A 15,429-nucleotide genomic window follows, 5' to 3' on the forward strand; every position below is an offset into this window, starting at 1 on the left:
CGTGCCGAACATGAGCCAGACAACCCAGACGGCGGGCGTTGGAACCGCCGATACGGTGACCCTGATCGACAACCGGACGGGCAAGCAGGTGACCTTGCCCATCCAACACGGCACGACGGGGCCGGATGTCATCGACATCCGCAAGCTTTACGGGGCAACGGGCTGCTTCACCTTCGACCCGGGTTTCACGTCCACGGCTTCGTGCGAGTCGGCCATCACCTTCATCGATGGCGATGAAGGCATCCTGCTGCATCGTGGCTATCCGATCGAGCAGTTGGCCGAACAGTCCGACTTCATGGAGGTCTGCTACCTGCTGCTGCATGGCGAACTGCCCACCCCGAAGCAGAAGCAGGAGTTCGAGGCCACCATCACGCGCCACACCATGGTGCATGAGCAGCTGACCCAGTTCTACCGCGGCTTCCGCCGCGACGCGCATCCGATGGCCATCCTGTGCGGCGTTGTCGGCGCCCTGTCGGCCTTCTATCATGACAGCACCGACATCAACGATCCCAAGCAGCGCATGATCGCCTCGCATCGCCTGATCGCGAAGCTGCCGACCATCGCCGCGATGGCCTACAAGTACTCCGTCGGCCAGCCCTTCATGTATCCGCGCAACGACCTGGGCTATGCGGAGAATTTCCTCTACATGACCTTCGGCGTCCCGTGCGAGCCGTACAAGGTGAACCCGGTGATCGCCAAGGCGATGGACCGCATCTTCATCCTGCATGCCGATCACGAGCAGAATGCGTCGACCTCCACGGTCCGCCTGTCGGGTTCGTCGGGTGCCAACCCGTTCGCCTGCATCGCCGCCGGCATCGCCAGCCTGTGGGGCCCTGCCCATGGCGGCGCCAACGAAGCCGTGCTGAAGATGCTGGAGGAGATCGGCCACAAGGACCGCATCCCTGAGTTCGTGGCCCGCGCCAAGGACAAGAACGACAATTTCCGCCTGATGGGTTTCGGCCATCGCGTCTACAAGAATTACGACCCGCGCGCCAAGGTCATGAAGCAGACCTGCGACGCCGTGCTGGCCGATCTGGGCATCAAGGACGATCCGCTGCTGGACATCGCGGTGGAGCTGGAGCGTATCGCCCTGTCCGACCCGTACTTCATCGAGAAGAAGCTGTACCCGAATGTCGATTTCTATTCGGGCATCATCCTGAAGGCCATCGGCTTCCCGACCAGCATGTTCACCGTGCTGTTCGCCCTGGCCCGCACCGTCGGCTGGATCAGCCAGTGGAAGGAGATGATCGAGGACCCCGGCCAGAAGATCGGCCGTCCGCGCCAGCTCTATACCGGTGAGCAGCAGCGCGACTTCGTTCCGGCGCATCAGCGTGGCTGAGCGCAAGCATAGCCACAACGGCAAGGCGGGCGGCCCTTCAAGGGCCGCCCGTGGGGCTGCCCGTGGTGCCTTGGACATGTCCGGCACCACCCCCTTCCTATGGCGCCCCCCGCATGCGGCAAACGACAATCCGGCCCCCCTGGCCAAGCGCCTGGGCCGGGCGGTTCGCATGCTGTTGCTGTTCGGCATCCTGGGTGGCCTTGCCTGGTCGGCCATCGCATTCCGATAGCGGCCGCGCCGCCACCGACAGCCCCCCATGACAAAGGCCCCGCCACATCCTTCGTGACGGGGCCTTTGTCATGGGGGGCGTGTCATGGGGGCTTGGGCTTATAAAGCCGGGCCGGCAGGTCAGCCCTCCAGTTCCTCGCGCAGGGCCTCAAGCTCCAGCCAGCGCTCCTCGGCTGCCGACAGGTCTGCCTGGGCGCTGGTCAGATCCCCCGTCGCCTTGGCGAAACCCTTGGGGTCCTTGCCATAGAAGGCGGGGTCCCCCATCTTCGCGTTCAATTGCGCGATCTTCTTTTCCAGCGCTTCGATCCGGGTGGGCAGTTCCTCCAGTTCCCGGTTCTCCTTGAAGGACAGTTTCTTCCTGGCCTTCGGCGCGGCGGCCGGTGGGGGTGACGCGGGTGACGCGGCCGGCCGGGTGGCGGCGGGGCGCGCCGCCTCGTCCCGATCCTTGCGCTGGATCAGGTAATCGCTGTAACCGCCGGCATATTCGCTGACATCGCCATCCCCCTCCACGGCGATGGTGCTGGTCACCAGCCGGTCCAGGAAGTCGCGGTCGTGGCTGACCAGCAGCAGCGTGCCGTCATAGTCGGCCAGCACCTCCTCCAGCAGGTCGAGCGTGTCCATGTCGAGATCGTTGGTCGGCTCGTCCAGCACCATCAGGTTGCTGGGCTGGGCGAACAGCTTGGCCAGAAGCAGGCGGTTGCGCTCCCCGCCCGACAGCGCCCGCACGGGCTGTTCCATCATCGACGGGTCGAACAGGAAATCCTTCAGGTAACCGGCGATATGGCGCGGCTTGCCGCCGACCCAGATGCTGTCCCCACCTTCCGGCAGCAGCACCTGGCGCAGCGTGTCGTTGGGGTTCAACTGCGCGCGGCGCTGGTCGAAGACGATGGTCTGGAGATTGGTGCCCAGCCGGATGGCGCCGCCATCGGGGGCCAGTTCGCCCGTCAGCATCTTCAGGATGGTCGACTTGCCGGCCCCGTTGGGGCCGATCAGGCCCACCTTGTCACCCCGCAGGATGCGGGTGGAGAAATCGCGGCAGATGACCCGCTCGCCCCCCGGCCCCTGGAAGCTCTTGGAGATGTTCTCCGCCTCCACCACCAGCTTTCCGGACGTGTCCCCCTCTGCGACGGCGAAGTTCACCTGGCGCGACCGGATGCGGTCGGCCCGGTCCTGGCGCATGCCCTGCAGGCGCCGCACGCGGCCCATATTGCGGGTGCGCCGGCCGGAAATGCCGCCCTCCCACATCCATTTCAATTCCGCCTGGATCTTGCGGTCCAGCTTGTGATAGGTCGCCTCCTCCTCCTTGAACACCTCGTCGCGCCATGTCTCGAAGTCGGAGAAGGGGCGGTCGGTCGTGCGCAACACGCCGCGATCCAGCCACAGGATGCGCTTGGACAGGTTCTGCAGGAACGCCCGATCGTGGGAGATCAGCAGCAGCGCGCCGCGGAACTGCTGCAACTCCTTTTCCAGCCACAGGATGGTTGGGATGTCCAGATGGTTGGTCGGCTCGTCCAGCAGCAGCACATCGGGTTCATCCACCAGGGCGCGGGCCAGGGCGGCACGGCGCGATTCACCGCCGGACAGCGTGGCACAGGCCCGGTCGCCCGGCAGGTCCAGCGCCTCCAGGACCGCGTCCACGCGATATTGCAGGGGTTCGGCCTGGCCACCAGCCACGAACTCGGCCACGGTGGGAAAGCCGGTGAAATCCGGTTCCTGGGCCAGATGGGCGACACGGGCGCCGGGCTGCACGAACCGTTCGCCCCTGTCGATATCGATGATGCCGGCCAGGCATTTCATCAAGGTCGACTTGCCCGATCCGTTGCGGCCGACAAGGGCGATCTTCTCCCCCCGTGCCACCGACACGTCGATATTCTCGAACAGGGTGGTGGAGCCCAGATGGACGGAGGCGCCGGCGAGGGCGACAAGGGCGGGATTGTTCGGGGCCATGGCACAAGGGTCCGGTCTGTCGGGCAGGAGCCGGTCCATCCGGCGCCGCAACGCCCCGCCTTCTACCCTCTTTCGCGGTGCGCGCGCTCGATTTTTTCATAGGCGGCGTTCAGGGCCGACATCTTTTCCTGCGCCAGGTCGATGAATTCCTGCGGCAAGCCCTGGGCGATCAGCCGATCGGGATGGTTCTCCCGCACCAGCTTGCGATAGGCGGCCTTCACGGTGGCGAAATCGGCGTCCCTCGCCACGCCCAGCACGGCATGGGGATCGGCGTCGGGCTCGTCCGCGCCTTCCAGATGCGCGCCATGCTGGCGCCAGACCTGCTCGAACTCTGCCGCGGGAAAGCCGAAGATATCGGCCACGCGGCGCAGGAAGACCAGTTCGGCCTGATGCACGACCCCATCGGCCGCCGCGATATGGAACAGCCCGGCCAGCAATTCCTCCAGCACGGCCGGGCGGTCCTGAAACATCTGGGCCAATTGCCGCGCATAGGGTTCGAAACCGGCACTGTCGCGCTTGGCCGCATCGAACAGGCGGCCGACATTGCGCATCTCCCCTTCCGGGACTTGGAAGATGCGCTTGAAGGCGTCGATCTCCGCCCGCTGCACAACCCCGTCGGCCTTGGCCATCTTGGCCGACAGCACGATCACCCCGACGGTGAAGGCGATGGTCTGGGTCTGGTCGGGGCGGCCATTGGCGTCCACACCACGCGGCACCTGCTCGGCGGCGCGGTATTCATCGACGGCATGGCCCGCCAGCGCCCCGAGCAGCGCGCCCAGCGGCCCGCCCAGCGCGAATCCGGCAGCCCCACCGATGACCTTGCCCCAGATGCTCAAAACCGCCCCCCGTCGCTGGATGCCCGTCGCTGGATGCCCGTCGCTGGATGTAGGTGCTGCCTTGAACATAATGGCATGGCCCCCCGTTGCAATATTGTTGGAACGGACCCGCCACCGAAATCTTGATATCCGCATTCCGGGCATGGCAGCCCCACCCTTCACAGACAGGGCCAAGGGCGATATATTGCAGCGCACAAGAAAATCTCGCACATGCGATAGCGGGACACGGGAGAGAACGGCCGACGGATGGCGTTTGCGTGCCTGCCGACCTTCCCTTGAGGCTTTGATCAGAGATGACCGTTTTCCGTCCGCTGCTGCCCGCCGAAGCCGAGCGCTATGCCGCCCATCTGCTGCGCCTGTCCAAGACAGACCGCCGTGCCCGCTTCATGGGTGGGGTTTGCGACGATGTCGTGCGCAGCCATGTCGGCCGGATCGACTGGGGCCGGTCCCTCGTACTGGTCGCCCTGTGCGGCGGGCAGGTCCGCGGGGCCGTGGAGCTTGGCGTCGATGACGGCCGGGCCGAGCTGGCGATCTCCATCGAGGATGGCTGGCAGAACCGGGGGCTGGGCAGAATGATGGTCCGCCGGGCCATGACCATGGCCCGCAACCGCGGCATCCGCGCCATCGAGCTTCACTGTCTGGGCGACAATCACCGCATGCTGCGCATCGCCGGCCGCCTGTCGGCCCAGGTCCGGTTCGACGGCGGCGACGTGCGATGCGTTTTCATGCTGGCCCCGGCCGATGTCTTCTCCCTGACGGCGGAGGCCATGGACCAGGGGGGCAGCGCCCTCACCATGATGCTGGAGCCGGCCGCCCTGCCCCGCGCGGCCTGAACCACCGGCCGGCAGCGGTCATCACCGGCCCGGGACAGGCATCAGCCCCGCCCCCCGTCATCATCCGCATCATCCGCATCAGCGTCCGGGGCCGCTTCCTGTTCCGCACGCTTCATGTAATCCAGCGCGCCCTGCAGGATGTAGGCGGCGGCCATCTTGTCCACCACCTCGTCCCGGCGCTTCCGGGTCATGTCCCATTCGATCATCATGCGATCGACGGCGCTGGTGGACAGCCTTTCATCCCAGAAGGCGATTTCCGGTTCCACATTGCCGAAGAATTGCGGGCGCATCAGGATCTGGCGCGCGAATTCGCGCACGCTGTCGCAACGCGGCCCCTCCGTCCCGTCCATGTTCACCGGCAGGCCGATGATCAGGCCGCGCACGTCGCGATCCTTCATGGCACGCGCCAGTTCCTGGGCGTCCTGGGTGAATTTCGTGCGCCGGATCGTGCCGATGGGCGAGGCGACGGTGAAACCGGGATCGCATACGGCCATGCCGATGGTCTTCTCCCCGATATCCAGTCCGATCAGGCGGGCGTTGCGCGGCATGACCGCTTTTATTTCCACAAGGTTGCGGATCGACATGATGGGATGCTAGCTTCCAAACGCTTTCGCGCCCACGTCTTCCGAACGCGGACGGCCGGGGCGACAGCCCGCAGCAATGATGAGATTTAGCACCATGTCGCAGGACAAGGCCACCCTGGACGCCAAGACCGTGGCGAAGATCGCCCACCTTGCCCGCATCAAGGTTCCGGCGGAGGAGCAGGAACATCTGGCGGGCGAGCTGAACAAGCTGCTCGATTGGGTGGAGCAATTGGGCGAGGTCGATACCGACGGGGTCGAGCCGATGACCTCGGTCGCAGCCCAGACGCTGCGCCGCCGGCCCGATATCGTGACCGATGGCGGCTATCCGGAAAAGATCGTGGCCAACGCCACCGACGCCGCCGAACATTTCTTCTCCGTGCCCAAGGTCGTCGAATAATGACCAACCTGACCCATCTTTCCATGTCCGAGGCCCTGGCCGGCCTGAAGAGCAAGGATTTCACGGCGCTGGAACTGACCAACGCCTACATCGCCGCCGTGGAGGCCGCGCGTCCGCTGAACGCCTTCATCACGGAAACGCCGGACATCGCGCTGGAACAGGCCAAGGCGTCGGACGCGCGCTATGCCAAGGGGGAAGCACGGCCGCTGGACGGCATGCCCATGGGCATCAAGGACCTGTTCTGCACGAAGGGCGTGCTGACCACGGCCGCCAGCCATATCCTGGACGGGTTCAAGCCGACCTATGAAAGCACGATCACGGAAAATCTGTTCCGTGACGGCACCGTGATGCTGGGCAAACTGAACCTGGACGAATTCGCCATGGGTTCGGCCAACATCACCAGCTATTACGGCCCCGTGCTGAACCCCTGGACCGCCAAGGACCCGGCTGGTGCGGAGCGTAAGCTGGTGCCCGGCGGCTCGTCGGGCGGGTCCGCCGCATCGGTCTCCGGCCGCTTCGCCATCGCCGCGACGGGCACAGACACGGGCGGGTCGATCCGTCAGCCGGCCAGCTTCACCGGTATCGTGGGCTGCAAGCCCACCTATGGTCGCTGCTCCCGCTGGGGCACCATCGCCTTCGCCAGTTCGCTGGACCAGGCGGGCCCCATGACCCGCACCGTGCGCGATGCGGCCCTGATGCTGCAGAGCATGGCTGGCTTCGACCCCAAGGACAGCACGTCCGTCGACATGAAGATGCCGGACCTGCTGGCCTCGCTGACGGGGGACATTCGCGGCCTGCGCGTGGGCATTCCCCGGGAATACCGCGTCGATGGCATGCCGGCGGAGATCGAGCGTGTCTGGCAGCAGGGCATCGACTGGTTGAAGGAAGCCGGCGCCACGCCGGTGGAGGTCAGCCTGCCCCACACCAAGTACGCGCTGGCCACCTATTACGTCGTCGCCCCCGCCGAATGCTCCTCCAACCTCGCCCGCTATGATGGCGTCCGCTTCGGCCTGCGGGTCGAGGGCAAGGACCTGGCGGAGATGTACGAGAATACCCGTGGCGAGGGCTTCGGCAAGGAAGTGCGCCGCCGCATCCTGATCGGCACCTATGTGCTGTCGGCCGGCTATTACGACGCCTATTATCTGAAGGCCCAGAAGGTCCGCGCCCGTATCGCGGAGGATTTCGCCAAGGCGTTCGAACAGTGCGACATCCTGCTGACCCCCACGGCCCCCAGCACCGCTTTCGCCATCGGGGAGAAACAGGACGACCCGATCGCCATGTACCTGAACGACGTGTTCACGGTGCCGGCCAGCCTGGCCGGCCTGCCGGGTATTTCCGTGCCGGCGGGTCTGGCGTCGGACGGGCTGCCGCTGGGTCTCCAGCTTATCGGCCGGCCGTTTGACGAAGAGACGCTGCTGCGCGTGGCCGAGGTGATGGAAAAGGCCGCCGGCCCGCAACCGCTGCCCTTCTTCTGCCGCTGATCGCCCTGCCCCCCGCCGGCCCTTATCCGGCCGGAGGGGGCCGTTTGAGGGCGCCCAGTCCGATGCCCGCCTTCATCCGGTGGTGAAGGCGGGCATCCTGCTTTTCGGCATGCCCCTGGTTTGAGCGTTTCGCCGGTCACGAAATGCCGACGACCTCGCCCAGCGCCACCACGCGCCGCGCCGTCTCCACATGCAACGCTTCCACCAGCTTGCCATCGACCAGGGTTATACCCTTGCCTTCCGCCACCGCGCTTGCATGGGCATCGATGATGCGGCGGGCGCGGGCAACCTCTTCCGAGGTGGGCGCGAAGGCGGTGTTCGCGGCGTCCAACTGCTTTGGATGGATCAGGGTCTTGCCGTCGAAGCCCAGTTCCCGACCCTGGCGGCAGGATGCGGCCAGACCGTCCGCATCGTCCAGATCGACATGCACCCCGTCCAGTGCCGTCAGGCCATAGGCGCGGGCCGCCAGCAGGCACAGGCCCAGGCTGGTCACCATGGGCAGCCTGTCGCGCGTGGGCAGCGCGTTCAGGTCCTTGGTCAGGTCCGACGTGCCCATGACCAGGCATTCCAGGCGCGCGGATGCCCCGGCGATCTCACCTGCGGCCAGCATGGCGCGGGGCGTTTCCATCATCACCCACAGGCGCAGGCTGTCCGGCGCACCGGCAGCACGCAGCACGCGGTCGGCCAGACGCACACCTTCGGCGCTGTCCACCTTGGGGATCAGCACGGCATCAGCTCCTGAAAGGGCGGCGGCGGCCAGGTCGGCATGACCCCATTCGGTGTCGAGCCCATTGGTGCGGATGACCAGTTCACGGCTGCCATAGCCGCCTTCATGCACGGATGCCAGCACCTGGGCGCGGGCCTGTTCCTTGGCGTCAGGCGCCACCGCATCCTCCAGGTCCAGGATCAGGACGTCGGCGGCCAGCGTCCGGGCCTTGTCCAGGGCGCGGGCATTGGCGCCGGGCATGTAGAGCGCGGAACGGCGGGGACGAAGGGTCATGGCATTGTTTCCCGTTGACTGAAGCCGGGCGGAGGGTAACCGACACCCAGCCGCCCGGCAACGCCCGCCGGATGCGGGCATTACCCCGTCTGACCGGTCACGTACCGGTACGTACAGACAACAGGAAGCGATCCACCTGCGCCTTCAGCGCATCGGCATGGCCCGTCAGTTCGGCCGAGGCCGTCAGCAATTGCCGCGACTCCTCACCGGTGCGGGCCGTACCGTCGCGCACATCGACAACGGCCTGGCTGACCGTCTCCACCCCGCGCGACGCCTGCTGTGCGCTGCGGGCGATCTCATTGGTTGCCGCATTCTGCTGTTCCACGGCCGCAGCAATGGCACCGGCGATATGGTTCACCTGTTCCACCGTCGTGCCGATCTCCTTGATGGCCCGCACGGCATCGCCGGTGGCCGACTGGATTTCGGCGATGCGCTGGGCGATGTCGTCGGTGGCGCGTGCCGTCTGGCCGGCCAGGTTCTTCACCTCCGACGCCACGACGGCAAAACCCTTGCCCGCCTCTCCGGCACGCGCCGCCTCGATCGTGGCATTCAGGGCCAGCAGGTTGGTCTGGGAGGCGATATCCGAGATCAGGCCCAGCACATCGCCGATCCGCTCGGCCCTTTCCGAAAGCCCGTCCACGATGCCGTTGGTCATGGCGGCCTGGTCGGCGGCGCGGCGGGTGCTGGCAGCGCTTTCCTCGATCTGGCGGGCGATTTCGCGGATGGAGGTGGCAAGCTGCCCCGCCGCGGCGGCCACGGCCTGCACATTGTCCGTGGCCTGGGTGGCGGAATGCTCCACCGTGTCCACCCGTTCTTCCGCATTGCCCGCCGTGCTGCGAAGCCGCTCCGCCGATTGCCGGATATGGGTGGAGGATTGGCCCACCGCCGTCACGACGGCCTGGACATCATCCTCGAACCGCCGGGCCAGGGCCTGCATTTCGGCCTGCCGGGCGACCTTTGACCTTTCCTCTGCGGCCGCCTGTTCTTCCCGCAGACGGCCGGCCTCGATGGCATTGCGCTTGAAGACCTGCACGGCACGGGTAATGTCGCCAACCTCGTTGCCCGACACGGCATCGGGGATCTCGGTGCCAAGGTCACCGTTGGCCAGCCGCAACATGCCCTCGGTCAGGCGGCGCAGCGGCAGAATGGCCCGCACGGTCCAGGTGGCAATGCCGATGCCCACCACCAGACAGACGGCACAGACGGCCAGCATCAGCAGCGAGAAACCCCGCGCCTGTGCCCGCGTCTCGTCGCCGATGATGCCGTTGTCCTGCTCCTCCTTGTCGATGAAGCGGTTGATGCGGGCCAGCCATTCGGCCAGATCCAGCCGGACCGTGCCCAGCAGCAGCTCCCGCGCCTGCGGGGTCTGGCCGGCGCGGTGCAGTTCGATGACGCGCTCGATGCCCGGCAGGGTCCGGGCCTCGATCTGCTTGATGGCGGCCAGGATCTGCCGTTCCTCCGGCAGGATGTCGGTGCGGCCGGCAAACATGGCGTCCATGCCGCGGGCCGCCTGGGCATAGGCCGCCTCCAGCCGCTTTATGTCGGCGACGATGGTGTCGATGGTGGCCGCATCCTCCACCAGCACGACATCGCGCAGGGCAATGGCGCGGTCATGCACGCTGCCACGGAAATTGATGGCGTGGCGCAGCTTCACACCGTTCACCTCGTTGATGCGCGTCAGGCTGTCATCGATCAGGCTGACCTTCTGCACGCCAATGCCGGTCAGGACCACCAGCAAGGTCAGCAGGACCCCGAACCCGATCAGCACGCGGGTCTTGATCTTGGCGTCACGCAGGCTGCGCATGGAACATCTCTTTCAAAAGAATTAGCCCTAAGGGACAGGAGTGCAGCAAAGACCCGACGCGCCCTTGGACGGCAGTGACGCACCGCACAGTGTCATCAACACGCTTTTGCCATTGAAGCCCCCTTGCTCCCCGGCGTAGCAAGAAAGCGAAACGGGCCAACGGTGTTGACGATGCGAACCATCCTGACCATCCAGTCCCATGTCGCCTTCGGCCATGTGGGCAACCGCGCCGCTGTCTTTCCCCTGGAAAGGCTGGGTTTCGATGCGATTGCCGTCAACACGGTGCAGTTTTCCAACCATACGGGATACGGTGCCTGGACAGGCATGGTCCTGCCGCCCGACCATATCGCCGATGTGCTGAAGGGCGTGGAGGCGCGCGGGGCCATGGATGGCCTGCATGCCGTGCTGAGCGGCTATATGGGGGACGCAACACTGGGCGACGTTGTCCTGTCGGCCGTGGGGCGGGCCAAGTCGGGCAATCCCGGTGCTCTCTACTGCTGCGATCCTGTGATGGGCGATGTTGGACGCGGCTTCTTCGTGCGGCCCGGCATTCCGGAATTCTTCCGCGAACGGGCCGTGCCGATGGCCGACATCATCACACCCAACCAGTTCGAGCTGGAGTATCTGACGGGCCATGCCGTCACCGATCTGGCCAGCGCGCTGCGGGCGACCCGCGCCGCCCGTGCGCTGGGTCCACGCTGGGTCATGGTCACCAGCCTGACACGCACCGACGCGCCCGACAACAGCATCGAGATGCTGCTGGACGGTCCGGACGGGGCCTGGCTGGTGGCCACGCCCCGGCTGGAGCTTTCACCCCTGCCCAACGGGGCCGGCGATTGTGTGGCCGCCCTGTTCCTGGCCCGCTTCCTGGCCACGGACGGGGACGGTGCGACCGCTTTGTCGCATGCGGCATCGGCGATCTATGCCGTGTTCCAGGCCACCCGCGACAGCGGGCAGCGCGAATTGCAGATCGTCGCCGCGCAGGACCAGCTTGTGACACCGGGAACGCTTTATGGCGCCTGTCGGGTCGGCTGACATCCGTGAAGGTTTCGGCCTTGCCCGGTCCGTGCCGGCAGGTCTATTGAAACAAGTGCCTTTGCAGGAGTGTATGACCCATGCCCCGCCATCCCCTCGCGATGACCACTGCCCTGCTGCTGCTGGCCGGCTTGGCCCCCATCTCCCCGGCGGCGGCACAGGCGCCCCTGCGGGAGCCGCAGGGCGAATTCGGCTGCGAGGTGCAGCGGGACAATCCCTGCCATGGCCGGGTTGATTTCACCCAGGGCAAGAGCTTTGAATTCAAGATCCCCGGCCCCGGCGATGTGACGTTCCAGAACCTTGGCAACAAGCGTTGCACGCTGGAATATTCCATCACCGAAAGCACCCTGGCCGCCACGGGCCGCCAGCTTTCGCTGGGCGCGGGGCAGAGCGAGGTGCTGACCGTGCGCGACGCGGGCGGCATGGTCATCCGGTTCTTCAACCGCGGCGTCGGCTCCACCATCTGCGACCTGACCGTCGGGCTGAAATGACCGCCGCACCCGAACCAGGGTCCGTGGCTTTCTGACAGAACAGGCCGGCATGTCGGCCGCGCGGTCAAGAAAAAGCGCCGGCCCCACGGAGAGGCCGGCGCCAGATTGCCGTTCGTGATTTGATCTGCGGGTCAGTCCGCCGGGCCGATATGGCCGTCGCGGATCATCGCCTCGGCGATCTGCACGGCGTTGAGAGCCGCACCCTTGCGCAGATTGTCCGCCACGACCCACAGGTTCAGGCCATTTTCGATCGTCGCATCCTCCCGGATGCGGCTGACATAGACATTGTCCTCGCCCGCCACCTCGACCGGGGTGACATACCCCTCGTCCGCACGGTGATCGACGACGGAGATGCCGGGCGCCGCCCGCAGGGCCCTGCGGGCCTCGTCAGCCGTGACGGGGCGCTCGAACTCGATATTGAGCGCTTCGGAATGGCCGATGAACACGGGCACACGCACGGCGGTGGCGGTGACCTTGATGGAAGGGTCGAGGATCTTCTTGGTCTCCACCACCATCTTCCATTCCTCCTTCGTCATGCCGTCATCCATGAACACATCGATGTGCGGGATGACGTTGAAGGCGATCTGCTTGGTGAACTTCTTCTTTTCCACCGGGTCGTTCACATAGATGGCGCGGGTCTGCGTGAACAACTCGTCCATCGCCTCCTTGCCGCCGCCGGACACCGACTGATAGGTGGAAACGACCACGCGGCGGATCTTGGCCAGATCATGCAGCGGCTTCAGCGCCATGACCATCTGGATGGTGGAACAGTTGGGATTGGCGATGATGCCCTTCTTGCGCCAGCCGGCCAGATGGTGCGGATTGACCTCCGGCACGACCAGCGGCACATCGGGGTCCATACGGAAATGGCTGGTATTGTCGATCACGCAGGCACCGGCTTCCGCGGCGCGTGGCGCGAACTGAGCCGATATCTTGGCACCAGGCGAAGACAGCACGAAATCCGTGCCGGAGAAATCGAAACGGGCCAGGTCCTGCACCTTCAGCACCTGGTCCTCGCCGAACGAAACCTGCTGGCCGGCAGACCGTTCCGACGCAAGCGCCACGACCTCCGACACCGGGAATTTTCGGTCGGCCAGCGTCTGCAGCATCTCCCGGCCGACATTGCCCGTGGCGCCAACGACAGCGACCTTGTAACCCATTTTACCGGTCCTCGATTCGATGTGAGAAGGAAGGGGGCGGCGCAACTTCGTTGCGGCTTGACAAGCCCCGGTGAACAACCTGACTTATTCGTTGGGCATCAAGATGGCAAGAAAATGTCCCCAGCGCCCACGTGGCAGGAGGAATGCACCCATGGCACAGCGAGAATACCAGACCTTCGAAGCATTCTGGCCCTTCTATCTGCGTGAACATTCCAAACCCGTGACCCGTGCCTTTCATTACGTCGGCAGCGCGATCGCACTGGGTTTCCTTGTGCTGTTCGGCGCCACCATGCAACCGCTCTATCTGCTGGGCATGCCCTTGTCGGGTTATTTCTTTGCCTGGCTGTCGCATGCCCTGGTGGAACACAACAAGCCGGCCACCTTCACCTACCCGCTCTGGTCGCTGATCGCGGACTATCGCATGTTCTTCCTGTTCGTGGCCGGGCGGCTGGAACCGGAATTGCGCCGGGCCGGCGTCCGCGTCTAAAACGCCTTCGCAATCGACCTTCAGCCGCCGTCATCTTGGGGAACAGGCCCGTGCCGCAACCGATCGTGGAGATCATCGCCAAATCCATCAAGGATGCGGACAAGACCTTCTTCAACGAAGATTATATCAAGCAGGCCAAATCCGTGGTGGAAGGCCTGCGCCGGGCGGGGCTGGAGGTCGTGCCGGTGAAACCGCCGGACGAACTGGTCACCTACGCCTCGGAGAATATCCCGATGGGCCGCTTGCGGCCGACGGACTTCATCCGCACCATGTATTCAGTCATGGTTGCCAATGCCAGGAAGTTCGTGAGCTGACGGGGCCGCCGCCGTCGGGGAAACCTGTGGATAGGTCTCTTTCGATCCCATACTTTGGTGTGCAACCCATAAGACCTCTGGCATAGTGGTAGAGGGGTGGCGTGACCGCCACCAGACCGGGTACGTGCGCGGGGGCTAAAGACAGCTTGTGACAGCGGAGAAGGCACCAGCATCTGCGGACCCGGTATGGCGACGCCCCTCCCCGGAGGAGCTGCTGGAGGCATTGCGCAAGCATGTGAAGCTGATGGAAGGCCGGATCGGCGGCCAGCGAGCCATCTTCGTGCTTTGCGACCTGCGCGGCGTCAACCTTTCCAACATGGACCTGCGCAGCGCCGAACTGACCGGATCGCGCTTCGATCAGGCACAGATGGTAAAGACAAGGCTGACCGGCGCCAACCTGTTCGCTGCCGACATGCGCATGGCCAACCTGCAGCAGGCCGACCTGTCGAAGGCCGACATGCGCGGCATCACACTGCGCGGGGCCGACCTGACGAAGGCCAAGCTGCGTGACACCGACGTGCGGGAGGCCGTGCTGGCCGTCTATCGTGGCGGCAAGCCCCTGCCCCAGGCCTTCGATGGCCGCATCCCCAACCTGGCTGCCGTGCTGGCCCATGCCGCCGATTTCACCGGATCGAAGATGAATGGCGCCATCACGCTGAAGGCCGATTTCAGCGATGCCAACATGCGGCAGGTCGACCTGCGCGGCGCCGACCTGCGCGGTGCCAATTTCAGGGGTGCCACCCTGGACGGTGCCAACCTGCAGGGCGCGCAATTGCAGGAGGCGGACTTCGCCGGTGCAGTCCTGACCGATGCCATCCTGCGCGACGCCCTGGCCGAGGGGGCGAATTTCCGCGGTGCCATCCTGGACCCCCGCGCCATGTCCGACCTGCGCGTCACAGGCGCGCTGCTGCCCGGCACCACCGACGGGGCGGAAACGGTGGAGGTACTGCTGGCCGCCCATGCGGAATGGGTGTTGAGTGCCGGCCGCAACGGCAAGCGCGGGGATTTCAGTGGCCGCGACCTGATGGGCCAGGATTTCAGGGGCCACAATCTGACCGCGGCCCGCTTCCCCTTCACGCTGGCGCGCCGGTCCCTTTGGACCAATGCATGTCTGGTCATGGCCGATCTGGAATGTTCCGATCTGCGGGACAGCCACGCGGACGGCGCCGACCTGCGCGGGGCCAACCTGGAACGCGCCCATCTGGGCGGCGCCTTCTTGCAAGGAGCCAACCTGACCCCGCTGGTCAGCGCTGACATGCCCGACAGACGCTGGGCGACCCGGCTATCCGGGGCCCGCCTCCAGGGGGCCGACCTGCGCAACGCCGATCTGCGCGGGGTCGTGGCAAAGGGAGCCGATTTCACCGGTGCCGACCTGCGCGGCGCGAAATTGGACGGTGCCGAACTGGAAGGCGCCAATTTCAGCCAAGCCCGGCACGATTGATGCCGTTTCCCGGTGATCGCATCCGATCACCGTGCCTCAAATCCCCGGTACC

The 15,429-nt window shown here is 65.7% G+C and carries 16 protein-coding genes; 10 read left to right on the plus strand and 6 right to left on the minus strand.

Features of this window, described 5'->3' with window-relative positions:
• Positions 1-10 precede the first annotated feature (10 nt).
• Both gltA and ABC728_RS24450 read left to right on the plus strand, forming a co-directional pair.
• Positions 11-1,339 carry a citrate synthase gene (gltA, locus tag ABC728_RS24445; RefSeq protein WP_416620110.1) on the plus strand — a complete coding sequence of 443 codons (1,329 nt, stop codon included), beginning with the start codon at positions 11-13 and terminating at the stop codon, positions 1,337-1,339.
• Positions 1,340-1,415: 76 nt separating this feature from the next.
• Entirely contained in the window at positions 1,416-1,568 is a 153-nt protein-coding gene (locus tag ABC728_RS24450) for a hypothetical protein (RefSeq protein ID WP_416620109.1), read from the plus strand.
• Between the two features lie 119 nt (positions 1,569-1,687).
• Here ABC728_RS24450 and ABC728_RS24455 read toward each other — a convergent pair whose 3' ends face one another.
• The gene (locus tag ABC728_RS24455) at positions 1,688-3,514 is read right to left on the minus strand and encodes an ABC-F family ATP-binding cassette domain-containing protein (RefSeq protein WP_416620108.1); all 1,827 of its coding nucleotides are present in this window, start codon (positions 3,512-3,514) and stop codon (positions 1,688-1,690) included.
• A gap of 62 nt (positions 3,515-3,576) precedes the next feature.
• Positions 3,577-4,350 (minus strand): TerB family tellurite resistance protein, encoded by a 774-nt coding sequence (locus ABC728_RS24460; protein ID WP_416620107.1) that lies wholly within the window; start codon positions 4,348-4,350, stop codon positions 3,577-3,579.
• Between the two features lie 293 nt (positions 4,351-4,643).
• Between ABC728_RS24460 and ABC728_RS24465 the strand changes: the two genes are divergently transcribed.
• Positions 4,644-5,183, plus strand: coding sequence for a GNAT family N-acetyltransferase (locus ABC728_RS24465; protein ID WP_416620106.1), 540 nt, complete (start codon positions 4,644-4,646; stop codon positions 5,181-5,183).
• Between the two features lie 41 nt (positions 5,184-5,224).
• Here ABC728_RS24465 and ruvX read toward each other — a convergent pair whose 3' ends face one another.
• Positions 5,225-5,767 carry a Holliday junction resolvase RuvX gene (gene ruvX, locus ABC728_RS24470; protein WP_445376528.1) on the minus strand — a complete coding sequence of 181 codons (543 nt, stop codon included), beginning with the start codon at positions 5,765-5,767 and terminating at the stop codon, positions 5,225-5,227.
• 94 nt (positions 5,768-5,861) lie between these two features.
• Between ruvX and gatC the strand changes: the two genes are divergently transcribed.
• Positions 5,862-6,164 (plus strand): Asp-tRNA(Asn)/Glu-tRNA(Gln) amidotransferase subunit GatC, encoded by a 303-nt coding sequence (gene gatC, locus ABC728_RS24475; RefSeq protein ID WP_416620104.1) that lies wholly within the window; start codon positions 5,862-5,864, stop codon positions 6,162-6,164.
• Positions 6,164-7,645 carry an Asp-tRNA(Asn)/Glu-tRNA(Gln) amidotransferase subunit GatA gene (gene gatA, locus ABC728_RS24480; RefSeq protein WP_416620103.1) on the plus strand — a complete coding sequence of 494 codons (1,482 nt, stop codon included), beginning with the start codon at positions 6,164-6,166 and terminating at the stop codon, positions 7,643-7,645. The genes gatC and gatA overlap by 1 nt, the downstream gene beginning before the upstream one ends.
• A 136-nt stretch (positions 7,646-7,781) precedes the next feature.
• On the opposite strand, the gene ABC728_RS24485 is transcribed toward gatA, so the two are convergent.
• Positions 7,782-8,645 (minus strand): HpcH/HpaI aldolase/citrate lyase family protein, encoded by an 864-nt coding sequence (locus ABC728_RS24485; protein WP_416620102.1) that lies wholly within the window; start codon positions 8,643-8,645, stop codon positions 7,782-7,784.
• A gap of 97 nt (positions 8,646-8,742) precedes the next feature.
• On the minus strand, positions 8,743-10,449 hold the full coding sequence (locus ABC728_RS24490; RefSeq protein WP_416620101.1) for a methyl-accepting chemotaxis protein: 1,707 nt from the start codon (positions 10,447-10,449) through the stop codon (positions 8,743-8,745).
• Between the two features lie 171 nt (positions 10,450-10,620).
• Between ABC728_RS24490 and pdxY the strand changes: the two genes are divergently transcribed.
• Together pdxY and ABC728_RS24500 are read left to right on the plus strand one after the other, a co-directional pair.
• The gene (gene pdxY / locus ABC728_RS24495) at positions 10,621-11,484 is read left to right on the plus strand and encodes a pyridoxal kinase PdxY (RefSeq protein WP_416620100.1); all 864 of its coding nucleotides are present in this window, start codon (positions 10,621-10,623) and stop codon (positions 11,482-11,484) included.
• An 80-nt stretch (positions 11,485-11,564) separates the two neighbouring features.
• Positions 11,565-11,975: a hypothetical protein gene (locus ABC728_RS24500; protein WP_416620099.1), complete on the plus strand. Its 411-nt coding sequence runs from the start codon at positions 11,565-11,567 to the stop codon at positions 11,973-11,975.
• Between the two features lie 131 nt (positions 11,976-12,106).
• Here ABC728_RS24500 and ABC728_RS24505 read toward each other — a convergent pair whose 3' ends face one another.
• Positions 12,107-13,135 carry an aspartate-semialdehyde dehydrogenase gene (locus ABC728_RS24505; RefSeq protein ID WP_416620098.1) on the minus strand — a complete coding sequence of 343 codons (1,029 nt, stop codon included), beginning with the start codon at positions 13,133-13,135 and terminating at the stop codon, positions 12,107-12,109.
• A gap of 151 nt (positions 13,136-13,286) precedes the next feature.
• On the opposite strand from ABC728_RS24505, the gene ABC728_RS24510 reads away from it, so the two are divergent.
• From ABC728_RS24510 to ABC728_RS24520, 3 genes are all read left to right on the plus strand, one after another.
• Positions 13,287-13,622: an Mpo1-like protein gene (locus tag ABC728_RS24510; RefSeq protein WP_416620097.1), complete on the plus strand. Its 336-nt coding sequence runs from the start codon at positions 13,287-13,289 to the stop codon at positions 13,620-13,622.
• Between the two features lie 50 nt (positions 13,623-13,672).
• Complete coding sequence (locus ABC728_RS24515; RefSeq protein WP_416620096.1) at positions 13,673-13,936, plus strand: hypothetical protein; 264 nt, start codon at positions 13,673-13,675, stop codon at positions 13,934-13,936.
• Positions 13,937-14,159: 223 nt separating this feature from the next.
• Positions 14,160-15,377 (plus strand): pentapeptide repeat-containing protein, encoded by a 1,218-nt coding sequence (locus ABC728_RS24520; protein WP_416620095.1) that lies wholly within the window; start codon positions 14,160-14,162, stop codon positions 15,375-15,377.
• Positions 15,378-15,429 lie beyond the last annotated feature (52 nt).

The organism is Niveispirillum fermenti (genome assembly GCF_052474395.1).

Bases quoted from the DNA above. Each gene is read 5' to 3' on its own strand.
- gltA (WP_416620110.1), top strand. From the start codon at position 11: ATGAGCCAGACAACCCAGACGGCGGGCGTTGGAACCGCCGATACGGTG.
- ABC728_RS24450 (WP_416620109.1), top strand. From the start codon at position 1,416: ATGTCCGGCACCACCCCCTTCCTATGGCGCCCCCCGCATGCGGCAAAC.
- ABC728_RS24455 (WP_416620108.1), bottom strand. From the start codon at position 3,514: ATGGCCCCGAACAATCCCGCCCTTGTCGCCCTCGCCGGCGCCTCCGTC.
- ABC728_RS24465 (WP_416620106.1), top strand. From the start codon at position 4,644: ATGACCGTTTTCCGTCCGCTGCTGCCCGCCGAAGCCGAGCGCTATGCC.
- ruvX (WP_445376528.1), bottom strand. From the start codon at position 5,767: ATGTCGATCCGCAACCTTGTGGAAATAAAAGCGGTCATGCCGCGCAAC.
- gatC (WP_416620104.1), top strand. From the start codon at position 5,862: ATGTCGCAGGACAAGGCCACCCTGGACGCCAAGACCGTGGCGAAGATC.
- gatA (WP_416620103.1), top strand. From the start codon at position 6,164: ATGACCAACCTGACCCATCTTTCCATGTCCGAGGCCCTGGCCGGCCTG.
- ABC728_RS24485 (WP_416620102.1), bottom strand. From the start codon at position 8,645: ATGACCCTTCGTCCCCGCCGTTCCGCGCTCTACATGCCCGGCGCCAAT.
- ABC728_RS24490 (WP_416620101.1), bottom strand. From the start codon at position 10,449: ATGCGCAGCCTGCGTGACGCCAAGATCAAGACCCGCGTGCTGATCGGG.
- pdxY (WP_416620100.1), top strand. From the start codon at position 10,621: ATGCGAACCATCCTGACCATCCAGTCCCATGTCGCCTTCGGCCATGTG.
- ABC728_RS24500 (WP_416620099.1), top strand. From the start codon at position 11,565: ATGCCCCGCCATCCCCTCGCGATGACCACTGCCCTGCTGCTGCTGGCC.
- ABC728_RS24505 (WP_416620098.1), bottom strand. From the start codon at position 13,135: ATGGGTTACAAGGTCGCTGTCGTTGGCGCCACGGGCAATGTCGGCCGG.
- ABC728_RS24510 (WP_416620097.1), top strand. From the start codon at position 13,287: ATGGCACAGCGAGAATACCAGACCTTCGAAGCATTCTGGCCCTTCTAT.